Genomic DNA, 12,332 nt, shown 5'->3' with positions numbered 1-12,332 from the left:
AGAAGATGGCTGGTGCACGCACGCTAACACTCGCCAAACGACACAGCTTTTCCTATGTCGCGCCCGATGGAAGCCAAAGACCTTCGTATCGCGCTGTTCAGCGGAAACTACAATTACACCCGCGACGGTTGCAACCAGGCACTGAATCGCTTGGCCGATTACGTTCTGCGACAGGGCGCGGCGCTGCGGGTCTATGCACCGGTCGTCGAGAACCCCGATTTTCCGCCTACGGGCGACCTCGTGAATGTACCTAACATGCGCATGCCGGTGAGAAACCGGGGCGAATACCGGCTCACTCTAGGCCTTGGCAGTGATGTTCGAAAGGATCTCGAGGCATTCCGGCCCAATCTCGTCCATGTTTCAGCGCCGGATCCGACCGGGCATGCCGCCGTCAAATGGGCGCGCGACAACGACGCCCCGATCCTTGCAAGCGTCCACACAAGATTTGAAACCTATCCCCGCTATTACGGGCTCGGCTTTCTCGAACCGGCGGTAGAGGCCCTGCTCCGCCGCTTCTACCACCGCACCGATGCACTCGTAGCTCCTTCACAAAGCCAGATCGACGAACTCAAAGCGCAAGGCATGCACCACGATATCTCGATCTGGTCGCGAGGTGTCGATCGGGATGTTTTCGATCCATCGAAGCGCGACCTGCAATGGCGCCGCGAAAACGGACTCGCTGACGACGATGTCGCCATCGTCTTCCTCGGACGACTGGTGATGGAAAAAGGGCTCGACGTGTTCGCTGATACGATTGTCGAACTGCGCAAGCGCCAAGTCCCGCATAAAGTGCTCGTGATCGGTGACGGTCCAGCTCGCGGATGGTTCGAAAGGGCGTTACCCGGCGGTACTTTCGTCGGTTTCCAGATCGGCAAGGATCTCGGCCGCGCGTTGGCCAGCGGCGATATCTTCTTCAATCCGTCGATTACGGAGACATTTGGCAACGTAACGCTTGAAGCCATGGCTTGCGGTTTGCCGGTCGTTGCTGCCGGTGCGACAGGTGCAGCGAGCCTAGTGCACGATGGTGAGACCGGGCAGCTTGTCCCGCCAAGCAAGACCGACGCCTTCTCCAAAGGCTGTGCCGAAGCCCTCGCACCTTATTGTACCGACGACACCCTGCGTCTCGCCCACGGCGCTGCCGGTGAGTGTGCTGCGCGTGCCTATAGCTGGGATGCAATTAATCAGGCGGTGGTCGACACCTATTTGCGGCTTCATCACCAGCGCGGCCGAGCCACCTGAGGACGGCGGGTGGCAATCTGCGGCCGAGTGATTAGGTAGGCTCGCGATGGCCGACCTATTTCCCGACGACCTCCCGCAAGAACGAAAATCCGGCGAAGTGCGCGAAGATGCGCCGCTGGCAGACAGGCTGCGTCCCGCCTCGCTTTCCGAGGTCATCGGGCAGGATCATCTGACGGGCCCCGAAGGTGCAATCGGACGAATGGTGGCGGCAGGCCGTTTGTCCAGCATGATCCTGTGGGGGCCGCCTGGGACAGGGAAGACCACCATCGCGCGTTTGCTGGCAGATAGCGTCGGCATGCGCTTCGAAAGCGTCTCTGCGGTATTCAGCGGCGTAGCGGACCTCAAGAAGGCCTTCGCCGCTGCCGACAAGGCGGCGGAAGCCGGCCAGCGTACACTGCTTTTCGTAGATGAGATCCACCGATTCAACCGCGCGCAGCAGGACGGCTTCCTGCCCTTCGTCGAGCGCGGCACGGTCACGCTGGTCGGCGCGACGACCGAAAATCCCAGCTTCGCGCTCAATGCCGCACTGCTGAGCAGGGCTCAGGTGCTGATTCTGCAGCGGCTCGACCGTGAGGCGCTGGGCCAGTTGCTCGACCGTGCGGAGGAACTCGAAGGCCCCCTCCCCCTTACTGCGGAGGCACGCGATGCATTGGTGGCGAGCGCGGACGGAGATGGCCGGTTTCTCCTCAACCAGGCCGAAACGCTCTACAATGCGAAGATCGCCGAACCGCTAGACCCGGCTGCACTGGGCAAGTTCCTCCAGCGCCGCGTCGCTGTCTATGACAAGGACCGCGAAGGGCATTACAACCTCATCTCGGCACTTCACAAAGCCGTGCGAGGCAGCGATGTTCAGGCGAGCCTTTACTACCTCGCCCGTATGCTGACCGCGGGCGAAGAGCCGCGGTTCCTTGCCCGCCGCCTCGTTCGCATGGCAGTGGAGGACATCGGCATGGCCGACCCGCAGGCGCTGGTGCAATGCATGGCCGCCAAGGACGCTTATGAATTTCTCGGCAGTCCCGAAGGCGAACTCGCGCTGGTACAGGCCTGCACCTATCTGGCCACCGCCCCTAAATCGAACGCGGTCTACAAGGCACAGAAATCCTCTTTCAAATCAGCGAAGGAGACCGGCAGCCTGATGCCGCCGCAAAACATCCTCAACGCGCCGACAAGGCTGATGAAGGACATCGGATACGGCGCAGGCTACAATTACGATCACAATGCCGAGGAAGGTTTTTCGGGCGACAATTACTGGCCCGACGATATGGAAGCGCAAAGCTATTACGAGCCCGTCGAACGCGGTTTCGAGCGCGAGGTAAAGAAGCGGCTCGATTATTGGGACAAGCTCAGGCGAGACCGTGCGCAGGTTTGAGAACTTTCTCGCCATCGACTGGTCGGGCGCGAAGGGCAAAAAGCAGAAAGGCATCGCTCTGGCGCTGGCCGATGCGACAGGAGGTCCGCCGGTTCTAGTCGAGCACCGATGGTCACGCGCAGAGGTCCTCGCCGTGTTGCGCGATGACTTACCTGACAATACGCTGGTCGGGCTCGATCTCGGCATCGGTTTGCCCCATGCGGATTGCGGTGCCTATTTCCCGGGGCTCCCCGAGACTCCTGCCGACGCTCGCGCCCTTTGGCAGTTCATCGATGATCTGGCGCAGGACGAACCAAATCTCGGGGCCAACACCTTTGTGGGCGATTCAAGCGTGCGTCCATATTTTCGCGACGGTATCGAGACAGGCGTGCGATTTCGGTGCGACGGGGCCGAACACGGGCGCGGACGTTTTCGGGTCACGGAGCAGGCTCAGGCAGCGATGGGATGCAAACCCTACTCCAATTTCAACCTCGTCGGCGCAGCGCAGGTGGGCAAATCCAGTCTCACTGGCATGCGTATGCTTCATCACCTTCGCGGAAGTTTGCCGGTCTGGCCGATCGATCCATTACCGGAAACAGGCTCTGTTGTGGTAGAGATTTATACCAGCCTCGCCGCGCTGGAAGCAGGCCGCAGCGCGGCCAAGGCCAAGATGCGCAGTTATGAGGCCTTGAATGACGCCTTAGCGGCCCTCGGGTCCCTCCCTGTGCAGGGCACTGGCGAAGTGGACGATCATACGACCGATGCCTTGCTGACGGCCGCATGGCTGCGGGCAGTCGCTCATGACCCTGAGCGGTGGGATCCTGCCGGTCTCACGCCTGCCATCGCCCGCACCGAAGGCTGGACCTTCGGTGCTCTCTAGATTTCAGGTAGCTGCCCGCTGAATACCGACCAACCGGTTCGCATCGCGATGCGCGCCAGGGCTTTGGCGCCGAGAACGCTGGTACCTGAGCGTCCCAGCCCGGGTGACCAGACCGCAATCGCTGCCCTGCCCGGCACGCTCGCTAGAATGCCTCCGCCGACGCCCGACTTGCCGCAAAAGCCGACCTCGAAGGCGAACTGACCCGAATTGTCGTAGTGCCCGCACATTAGCATCAGCGCGTTGATGCGCCGCGCACGGCTCGCACCGCACATCTGCTGGCCCGTGACCGGGTCTGTGCCATCAAATGCTAGGAAAAGTGCTGCTTCGGCCAGTTGGCGGCAACTCAGTCTCAGCGCGCACTGCCGAAAGTAGACTGACAAAACATCTTCGACCGGGTTGTAGAGACGTCCGAAGTCTTCAAGGAAATAAGCAAGACTGCGATTGCGCGAACCCGTTTCGCTCTCGCTGCGGGCGACTTCCGCATCGAAGTCGATCGTTTCATCGCGCGCCATGCGCCGCAGCCTCACCAGAAGATCGGCGACCGCCTCGTCCGGCGAACTATCGCCGATGAAACGATCAGTCGTGACAATCGCACCCGAATTGATGAAGGGATTACGAGGTATGCCCTTCTCGCGCTCCAGCTGTACGATGGAATTGAAGGCGTTGCCCGACGGTTCACGTCCGACAGCGTCCCATAAAGCGGGACCTTCCCGCTCAAGCGCCAATGCGAGGGCATAGACCTTCGATATCGACTGGATCGAGAACGATTCGTCCGCATCGCCTGCACAGAAAACCCTGCCGTCGGGCGTAGCCAGCGCGATCCCGAACTTTCTCGGATCGACCAGAGCTAGGGCGGGAATATAGCGGGCTGGATTGCCGCTGCCCCGCTCGTCGGCCAGCTCATTCCAGGTTTCAGTGACAATCGCGCTCAGATTCATGGGGCGGCGATAGGCTTGGGGGCCCAAGCTTGCAATCGGCGCTGGACGCGGCGGCAATTTTCCGCCACAGGCGCGCCCTCACATAGTGATGTGCCGGCTTAGCTCAGTTGGTAGAGCAGTTGATTTGTAATCATCAGGCCAGGGGTTCGAATCCTCTAGCCGGCACCATTTCCCGAAAATATGCGCATTTGGACACCGGAAAACGGACAGCCGTTGTCCGACGGTGATGGCTTGTTCTGGTGAAGGGCGGGTGGTGGACAGGGCTGGATTCGAACCGAGGTTGGACGTTGGTTGAAAAATGGCGGTTTTCCGCAAGCTGTCGTGCCTTTGTGTAGCGAGTTTGTGTAGCAAAAGCGTAGCAGTCTCGACTTGGCTGGGAAGGGAAGTTAACTTCACGAACTTAAGGCTCTCGGCTTCTGCTTTGCGCCCTCATTTCGGCCGTTCCACTTCTTGCCCGAAACGCCCGAAAGCGGACGTCTATTGCGCCCTCGTGCTACGGCAAGTCGCCCCAGGCTTCCGATGATATGGCATTCGCGGATCTTGTCCGCCTGGAAGGATCGTAACACCTGTCAAAGTTCGTTGCGGAACGCCGAGATGAACGTTCCTGCCATTTATCTCAGCCAATTGCTGCGAGACCAGCTGATCGACGTCCTGGGACGGCTTTGCATCGTGATCGGATAACGCGAGCAGCTCTCGAACTTGCGCCATGCTGAACCCGAGTTCGCGCGTGCAACGCACAAAGGTGATAGTCGCCAAATGCTCGTCGGGGTAATCGCGATAAACAATATCGGTCCGGTCAGCCGTTGGGCCGATGCTCTGGCAGTCGTAATAGCGGATCGTCTTCGCCTTCGTGTCGGTGGACCTTGCTTATTCGTCCCTAAGAATCGCTTGATCTTGTCCAAGTCAGAAGGCTCGGGCGGCGACTTCAGTATGATCCAATTCGAGCCGAAGTGATTGCGAGCGAGGAGATAGAGGGGCTCGTCGATCAAACCAACTCGGCTACACATTGCGACATCGACCACTCTAGGTAATGAATGTCCTTTACCGAAGCGTTCGCTAACGGGCTTTTCGCGAAGAGAGAAATTCTCGGTGTGTTGTTTCGCTGCGGCGCCGCGCGGCATGAAATTCCACTTGGCGCACTATGAGCTCCAGATCTTCCTTCCCGATATCGAAAGTTTCTCCCAAATCTCTCAGTGCGGCCTCGATATCGTCGGGATGTGGCGAAGTAGGCTCACGTTGGGGTATCGCCTGCGCTTCGATTGATCGCAGGTGATGAGGGTATTTATGCCCGGAGATGCGATGATATAGGACACCGACAAGCACCAGGCATATTGCATTGAAAGCAACGGGTAGAAAAGCGAAGCTGTATCCTAGGGCTCCGATGGTTTCTCCTCCGATGACCGCCGTGAGCGCCGCTGCTCCCCCGGGAGGATGCAGGCTGCGCGTGAGCGACATTGCCAGGATGGCAAGTCCTACTGCGAAACCCGCTGCAACGTGCGGCGAACCAAAAAGATGTGCGCACAATACGCCTGTGAAGGCAGAAATGGCATTGCCGCCTATAACCGGCCAAGGCTGAGCTAGGGGACTAGCGGGAACGGCGAAGACCAGAACGGCCGACGCTCCCATCGGCGCGACGATGATAGGTAGGATCGCGCTATCGTTCAGGAACCACGACGCGATGAAGCTTGTAAAAGCGATACCCGTCAGGCCACCGGCGCACGCCAACATGCGATCGCGCAATGTGGCTCCAGCAAGAATCGGTTCGAAGATGCGCCGCATGGTAGCCTGTCTTGAAGTCATCGCTTGGTGCCAATGCGGAACCTAGTGCCGGGGAGCGAGGCAAAATTCGCAATCATACTGATAGACGCACTATCTACCGGAAGCGTGGTGCACCGTCACCGTAACCATTCGCCTTGCAATCCCGAGCGCTATCTCTTTGTTCCCTATTCCAACGGCCAACACTCAAGGCACCCTTTCTCCGGTTCCAGGCTGCGCGGATCAGGCCCTGAAGCAATTCGCTTCGATCAACGGTAATCGCAAAGGGCTTTGCACAGTGAAGATGATAAGGCATGGAATTAAGCTGCTCAGTCCCTCAGTGTCGGCTGTCGAACTTCGAAGATCCGTAGACAGCGCTCCTTACCAGAACGGTCGGGCCAGTTGATCGCAGAACCGGCTTGCATCCCGATGAGACCGGCGCCCACGAGGGTCAGCACGGAGAGACGGTTTTGGTCCAGGTTCGCATCGCGCGGCCATACAAGTTGAACTTTGCGCCGGTTACCCGAACGTTCGTCGACGAATTCGACCTCAGATTGCATGGTCACAACGTCAGGAGGCAGATCTTCAGCTACCACGACATTGGCGCGATCCAGTTCCTCGCACAGTTTTCCAGTTACATCCGGACTGCGCTCCTCGATGGACATAGCCAGTTCGTAGAGCGCGTCCGCTTCGGTATCGAGAACATGAATGATCGGCTTTTCGCCGTTTTGGATGGTGGTCATTTTTCGTAACTCGCTAAAGAGCCGCAAGAGGATCGCGGCTGGGCTGTAGATCGTCCGGGAGCCTCGTCCCGGACCGGATCACGGCCGTCGAGACGAGGCGCGCGCCCGTGCGGGCAGCTGACCTGCGTGCGCGAAATGTCGGTCGATGTGTTGCGAAAAGACCATGAGCCACATGTGGGCGCGATCTTCGGTTTAGTCAAATGGCATCAGACCAATCGCCTCGTCGACTATTTCGAGACTTTCGAGTCCGGAAGGCCTATCTAAAGGAAATGATGAACTTTCCTTCTTTCGGATTCAGGCGGGGCCCAGATCTCGCCATCGATCTCGGCACTGCCAACATGCGTATCATAGTGCGAGGCGAAGGCGTGGTCTTCGACGAACCATCCCTGTGCTTTTACGAGAAGACGGCCGGTCAGATGAAACTGATTGCAGCTGGCCGGGACGTCCTGGCGATGGTTGATCGGGTTCCCGGAACCCATGTGGTCCGCCGTCCCCTTGCCCGCGGTGTTTTGCAGGATATGGACGCAGCTTCCGCACTGCTCGCTCATGGGCTGTCGTCGGTGGTGGGCAGGAAGCGTCGAGGACGCCCTTCTGCGATGATCGGTATTCCGGCGGATGCCACGAAAGCGGAAGCGAATGCATTGCTCGCTGCCGCGGACGATGCCGGCTTCGGACGGATCGAACTGGTGCGGGAGCCTTTTGCAGCAGCTATCGGGGCAGACCTGCCCGTCCGCGAAGCGCGCGCGTCCATGGTCGTCGAATGCGGCGCCGGAACGACCGAGGTTGCGGTCTTCTCGATCGACGGACAATGTCGTTCGCGCTCCGTGCGTTTGGGCGGTCTCGCCCTCGACGAAGCGATTACCGAACATCTGCATCTCCGGCATCACTTCCTCATAGGCAAAATCACCGCCGAGACGCTGAAGAAGCAGTTCGCCCAAGAGGGTGCCGAGGACGCGAAAGTGGAAATCAGAGGCCGATCACTGCACAATGGTCTTCCAGGAACGTTGACCTTGCCGGTTTCCGAGTTTTATCCCGTGCTGAAGCGGCACTTCGGTCGTTTTGCAGATGCCGCCCGTCTTGTGATTGGCGAAATTTCTCCTGATCTTGCCGGTGATCTGTTGAGCGAGCGCGTGGTCGCCACGGGCGGGGGCATCTGCGCGAGATTCCTGGCTGAGGCGATCACCGCGGAATGCGGTGTTCCCGTGACCATCGCCAACGATCCTTCCGGTTGCGTTTCGCGCGGCCTGATGCGGTTGATGGATGAGCGCGCTGCCTAACTCTCGACGGCAGCGTTTCTTCCGGGTCGATCATGCAAAACAAGTCCCGCTTCTTTGTAAGCTTGTGGTCGCGCGCTTACGTGCTCCTCACGTTCACCGCTCTCTTCTGGGCCGGTAATGCGATCGTTGCGCGCGCGGCGCGCGAGCTGGTCCCTCCCGTCGCCTTGGCGTTCTGGAGATGGACGATTGCCCTGGCCATCATCCTGCCATTCGCATGGCGTCACTTGCGGCGGGATGCCACCGTCATCCAAAGGAACTGGAGGATGCTGCTGGTGCTCGGCGCACTCGGCATCGGCGCCTTCAATACCTTGCTCTACAGCGGATTGCAGGAGACCACAGCGCTCAACGCCATGTTGCTGCAGTCGGGCCAACCCACCCTTATCCTGTTTCTTGGCGCGATCTTCATGGGCGACAGCACGGCGCTGCGTCAGATCGTCGGCGCCGCCATCGCTCTGATCGGTGTGCTCTGGATAATCGCTCGCGGGAACATTGAAGTTCTCGGCACCCTGAATTTCAACGAAGGCGACCTCATCATCGGCCTCGCCGTGTGTCTGTGGGCAGTCTATTCGGTGATGCTCAGGCGCCGCCCTGCCATCCATCCCCTCAGCCTGTTTGCCACGACCTTGATCGTCGGCCTAGTCGCAATCGCGCCGTTCTATGGGATGGAGCTCAATTCGGGCCGATATGTCGTTTTGCAGGAGGAAAGCCTGCTGGCGATCGCATATGTTTCGGTTTTTCCGTCCGTCTTTGCCTACCTCTTTTTCAACAGGGGCGTGGAACTTATCGGGTCGGCAGGAACCGGGGTGTATATGAACATTATGCCGATCCTGGGCGCAGGTCTTGCGATCGTCTTCCTAGACGAACATTTGCGAGGTTTCCATGCGATTGGAATGGCGCTGATTGTTGGCGGCATTCTTCTCTCTGGCCGAGGAACCAAGCCTCTGGCGGGAGCTGTCGTTTCTTCGAAGACAAACGGTAGCGAACGACGAAGTGAAAGTGAGTGACCGTTCCCCGACACAGACGGAGGATCCCGCATTTGGGCCGAAGATCTGGGTCACACGCACGTCGCCGGATAACGAAAAGACTGCTAGTGCCCTGCGGCGGTTAGGGTTCGATGCGCTGGCTGTGCCCGTTCTGCGAGTCGAAGGTCTCCCAGCGAAAGCATTGGACGAGCAGCCCGATGCTATCGTGTTCACGTCGGTAAATGGCGTCCGCCATCATTCTATCTGCCCGGCACTTCTCGATATTCCAGTGTTCGCGGTGGGCGACAGGACAGCGGAGAGTGCCGCCCACGCTGGATATACCCATGTTGTCTCGGCGGCTGGGGATGTGCTCGACCTGGAGCGCCTGATCGTTCAATCCCTTCCGCGAGGGAACCGGCTTCTGCACTTCTCCGCCTACCGGCCGGCTGGAGACCTGACCGGCAACCTTCGCTGCAAGGGTTATCTCGCCACGAGAAAGCCGGTCTATGAGACCCGCGATGTCGATGTCGCGAAGCTATCGGCATCCCTTCCAGCACCGCACGAGATAAACGGAATTCTGATCCACTCGCCGCGTGCGGCGCATGTGATGAAGCGCTGCCTGGAACGGACATCCCGGCCATTCGGAGGCATCATCTATTGCATCTCCGATGCAGCCGCGGCTTCTTTCGAGGGGAAGCAAGGAATGGATATTCGTGTCGACGCACGGCCAGACGAAACCTCGATGCTGGCGCTCATCGGGAACCCTTAACGGAACACAGGAGCAGCCGCATCCGTTAGTGTGGCGGATAGATAAAAATGGAGATCAACATGAACAAGTTCGCCCCCCTGCTTCTCGGATCCGCTCTCCTCCTCTCCGCCTGCAATGATCAGGGAGACCAGGTCGAAGACCGTATTGAAGAACATGCCGAGCAGAGCGCGCAGGAGTCCGGCGACACCCCGGTGGCACTCGGTCTGACCGAACGCCAGTTGCTCGATGCTGAAATCCTGGCCACCGACGGAACCGAATTGGGTGATGTGGAAGCCGTGACGAAAGATGCCGACGGCAATGCGACCGAACTTCTTATAGAAGTAGAGGACAGCGATCCTGATCGCTACGTCACGATACCGATTGACGGTCTGACCGTGACGACCCGTGGCAATAACACCGATCTTTCGTCGGAGATGACGATGGAAGATATCGGTTCGCTTCCGGATGCACAGATTCAGTGACGATCAAGCGAAGCAAGCCGGCAAGTCAGCTTCCGCCTGCTTCAACGCCCGCCGAAGCCGATGTAATCGAAGAAACAATGGCCAATATGTCCTGCCGCGGCAATGCGGACAGACCGGTCGAAGTCATCCAGTATCGCCACATCGCCATTTCGGAATTTGAGCGCGGCGAGCGTCGCCGTGTGGGCGCCATCGGTTGGCGAACTTCCGATGGTGAGCCTGTCCGACAGATCGACAGAGATCTTTACCAGATCGTCTCGTCGGAGGAGCTGCTCGAGCGGGTAGACTGATCTGCGTGACGGGCACGAAGTTCGTTCTCGCGCGTCGCGAGCCTTTCGTATCGGCATAATGGGATGTGCTCGTTCGGCTCCTCACGGCATTCCGAGCTTGGATAAACGACTCCGTTTGATCCGCTGACAACGGCTCCATCCGTTAACTTTGCCCGTTCCTGACGGTCGGGAGCCATCAAATGGATAACTTCATGGCCGCGAGCCATGAGATGATCGGCGATGATACGCCTATGGCATCGCCACCAGACGGCCTCGGAACACATCAACGCCACGCGACAATCATCCGCTAGGTTAACGAGGTCCTCGATCGCCGACTGGAAGTCGCCGCTCAATGCATAGTCGGCGTAGTTATGGAAGCTCTGGACGCGCCAGTATCCGTTCAGCGCCGGATTCACATCGACTTGTCGTTTCCTTCTGCCGCCAAGTTTATCGAAGTGTCTGTAAGCGATGCCGTGCTCATCGAGCAGATCGGGGAAGGAATCGATGTTGAATGCGGGATTGGCGCGGGAGCCGGGGAAAGCCCGAACATCGGCCAACATGTCCACTCCTACTGCTTTCAGCATGGCAATGACAGTGTCCGCATCCCGATTGGAATGACCGATCGTGAAAACGGTTGGCATCAGTTTTTCAGCTTTGTCAGCGCATCTTCCTTGTGGGCTGCCACATGATCGATCTTGTCGCTTTCGATCTCGTATTGACGCTCGTCCTTCGAGGCACGCCGCGTATGACCCTTGTAGTCGAAATCCGATTCGTGAACCTTGGAGATTGTTTCGCTGACTCTTCCTGCCTCGGAATTCCAGCTGACATGATCTCCGACTGCGTATTTCGCCATGATGCGCTCCCGCGTTGGGCCGATGTCGTTCTTCCTATCAAACGGGGCATAGACAGGAACGTTTCGCAAGGGACTGCAATGGCTTGTCGGCCGGCAGGATCTGGCGACGGGGTATGAGCCCGGAACGAAGGGATTCTCGCTTCGGGCCCTTCCACATATCAACTACCCAGATACCCAATACCGCCGATGATGGCGCACATCGCCGACCAGAACAGCAGCATGAAGGCGATGTCGGGTATCGCGAACCGATCGAGTTTGTCGCGCTTCAACAAGGCATATTGCTGTGACACCTCGTCATCCATCGAAATCAATCCGACATCGAGCGCGCTTGCCTCCTTGCGGAACCACCACACAAGATCGTCGAGCTGATCAATCGGCAGGTCGGGGTATGGGGCCATTAAGGCCTTGGCGTATGCACGCCGTTCGTCGCGGATCGCACCGCGTTGCATTTCGGTTTCCATTGAATGTCCTGACTGTTGGATGCGGATGAAAGTCCGCCGAAAGTTCCAGAGTGTCAGGAAGATGGAGGGCCGGTCGGAGGGGGACGCGACCATTTCGCAGGTGCGTCGGCCATCCGGTGGTGGGATTGCCGGATCTCCTCGCTGCGTTCCCATGCGCGCGCCTGACGAACCGAGACCGGAACTCCGCACGGTCCGTCGGGTCCATCGACCGAAGCGCCCAGCTCGGTATCTGCCGAGAGTTCGGCGCCACGCCTAAGACCGGTGTCGTAACAGGCGGTAGTTTGCGATATGGTCCATGCGGTCAAATCCCGCGCGGTGCCACCTCGTTCCGCTGCGGCACCCTGCGAGTGCAGAAGGGCTGCAAGAACAGCCGTCAGGAT

15 protein-coding genes and 1 tRNA gene are annotated in these 12,332 nt (G+C 59.0%); 9 read left to right on the top strand and 7 right to left on the bottom strand.

Annotation, left to right across the window (positions count from 1 at the left end; all coding sequences use genetic code 11):
• Nucleotides 1–66: 66 nt before the first annotated feature.
• The 3 genes from ACI2I1_RS08155 to ACI2I1_RS08145 are packed head-to-tail and all read left to right on the top strand — an operon-like array spanning nt 67 to nt 3,467.
• A complete protein-coding gene (locus ACI2I1_RS08155; protein WP_404678710.1) occupies nt 67–1,239 on the top strand; it encodes a glycosyltransferase family 4 protein in 1,173 nt (390 codons plus the stop codon).
• A gap of 46 nt (nt 1,240–1,285) precedes the next feature.
• Nucleotides 1,286–2,608 (top strand): replication-associated recombination protein A, encoded by a 1,323-nt coding sequence (locus ACI2I1_RS08150; RefSeq protein WP_404678709.1) that lies wholly within the window; start codon nt 1,286–1,288, stop codon nt 2,606–2,608.
• Nucleotides 2,595–3,467, top strand: a complete 873-nt coding sequence (locus ACI2I1_RS08145) for a hypothetical protein (RefSeq protein ID WP_404678708.1) — start codon at nt 2,595–2,597, stop codon at nt 3,465–3,467. The genes ACI2I1_RS08150 and ACI2I1_RS08145 overlap by 14 nt, the downstream gene beginning before the upstream one ends.
• Here ACI2I1_RS08145 and ACI2I1_RS08140 read toward each other — a convergent pair.
• Nucleotides 3,464–4,405 (bottom strand): glutaminase, encoded by a 942-nt coding sequence (locus tag ACI2I1_RS08140; protein WP_221541891.1) that lies wholly within the window; start codon nt 4,403–4,405, stop codon nt 3,464–3,466. The two genes, ACI2I1_RS08145 and ACI2I1_RS08140, sit on opposite strands and share 4 nt — an antisense overlap.
• 92 nt (nt 4,406–4,497) lie before the next feature.
• On the opposite strand from ACI2I1_RS08140, the gene ACI2I1_RS08135 reads away from it, so the two are divergent.
• Nucleotides 4,498–4,573: transfer RNA gene (locus ACI2I1_RS08135), tRNA-Thr, on the top strand.
• Nucleotides 4,574–4,882: 309 nt separating this feature from the next.
• On the opposite strand, the gene ACI2I1_RS08130 is transcribed toward ACI2I1_RS08135, so the two are convergent.
• From ACI2I1_RS08130 to rnk, 3 genes are all read right to left on the bottom strand, one after another.
• Entirely contained in the window at nt 4,883–5,218 is a 336-nt protein-coding gene (locus ACI2I1_RS08130; protein ID WP_404679155.1) for a MerR family DNA-binding protein, read from the bottom strand.
• 243 nt (nt 5,219–5,461) lie between these two features.
• Entirely contained in the window at nt 5,462–6,184 is a 723-nt protein-coding gene (locus tag ACI2I1_RS08125; protein ID WP_404678707.1) for an HPP family protein, read from the bottom strand.
• A 305-nt stretch (nt 6,185–6,489) separates the two neighbouring features.
• Complete coding sequence (gene rnk / locus ACI2I1_RS08120) at nt 6,490–6,903, bottom strand: nucleoside diphosphate kinase regulator (RefSeq protein ID WP_404678706.1); 414 nt, start codon at nt 6,901–6,903, stop codon at nt 6,490–6,492.
• Between the two features lie 200 nt (nt 6,904–7,103).
• On the opposite strand from rnk, the gene ACI2I1_RS08115 reads away from it, so the two are divergent.
• Genes ACI2I1_RS08115 through ACI2I1_RS08095 form a run of 5 tightly spaced genes read left to right on the top strand, consistent with a single transcriptional unit; the run spans nt 7,104 to nt 10,659 of the window.
• A complete protein-coding gene (locus tag ACI2I1_RS08115) occupies nt 7,104–8,180 on the top strand; it encodes a rod shape-determining protein (RefSeq protein WP_404678705.1) in 1,077 nt (358 codons plus the stop codon).
• A gap of 32 nt (nt 8,181–8,212) precedes the next feature.
• Nucleotides 8,213–9,184: a DMT family transporter gene (locus tag ACI2I1_RS08110; protein ID WP_404678704.1), complete on the top strand. Its 972-nt coding sequence runs from the start codon at nt 8,213–8,215 to the stop codon at nt 9,182–9,184.
• A complete protein-coding gene (locus ACI2I1_RS08105) occupies nt 9,171–9,911 on the top strand; it encodes a uroporphyrinogen-III synthase (RefSeq protein ID WP_404678703.1) in 741 nt (246 codons plus the stop codon). The genes ACI2I1_RS08110 and ACI2I1_RS08105 overlap by 14 nt, the downstream gene beginning before the upstream one ends.
• Before the next feature lie 59 nt (nt 9,912–9,970).
• Complete coding sequence (locus tag ACI2I1_RS08100) at nt 9,971–10,372, top strand: PRC-barrel domain containing protein (protein WP_404678702.1); 402 nt, start codon at nt 9,971–9,973, stop codon at nt 10,370–10,372.
• Complete coding sequence (locus tag ACI2I1_RS08095; protein WP_404678701.1) at nt 10,369–10,659, top strand: hypothetical protein; 291 nt, start codon at nt 10,369–10,371, stop codon at nt 10,657–10,659. Before ACI2I1_RS08100 ends, ACI2I1_RS08095 begins: the two co-directional genes overlap by 4 nt.
• Here ACI2I1_RS08095 and ACI2I1_RS08090 read toward each other — a convergent pair.
• From ACI2I1_RS08090 to ACI2I1_RS08080, 3 genes are all read right to left on the bottom strand, one after another.
• On the bottom strand, nt 10,614–11,279 hold the full coding sequence (locus ACI2I1_RS08090; RefSeq protein ID WP_404678700.1) for a DUF488 family protein: 666 nt from the start codon (nt 11,277–11,279) through the stop codon (nt 10,614–10,616). The genes ACI2I1_RS08095 and ACI2I1_RS08090 overlap by 46 nt on opposite strands.
• Nucleotides 11,279–11,491 carry a DUF2945 domain-containing protein gene (locus tag ACI2I1_RS08085; protein WP_404678699.1) on the bottom strand — a complete coding sequence of 71 codons (213 nt, stop codon included), beginning with the start codon at nt 11,489–11,491 and terminating at the stop codon, nt 11,279–11,281. Before ACI2I1_RS08085 ends, ACI2I1_RS08090 begins: the two co-directional genes overlap by 1 nt.
• A 158-nt stretch (nt 11,492–11,649) precedes the next feature.
• Nucleotides 11,650–11,952 (bottom strand): hypothetical protein, encoded by a 303-nt coding sequence (locus ACI2I1_RS08080; RefSeq protein WP_404678698.1) that lies wholly within the window; start codon nt 11,950–11,952, stop codon nt 11,650–11,652.
• Nucleotides 11,953–12,332 lie beyond the last annotated feature (380 nt).

The organism is Qipengyuania sp. NPDC077563, from assembly GCF_044901345.1.
GTDB lineage: Bacteria > Pseudomonadota > Alphaproteobacteria > Sphingomonadales > Sphingomonadaceae > Qipengyuania > Qipengyuania aestuarii.
The sequence above is the reverse complement of the archived record's forward strand: the minus strand, read 5'-3'. Positions and strand labels throughout refer to the sequence as shown.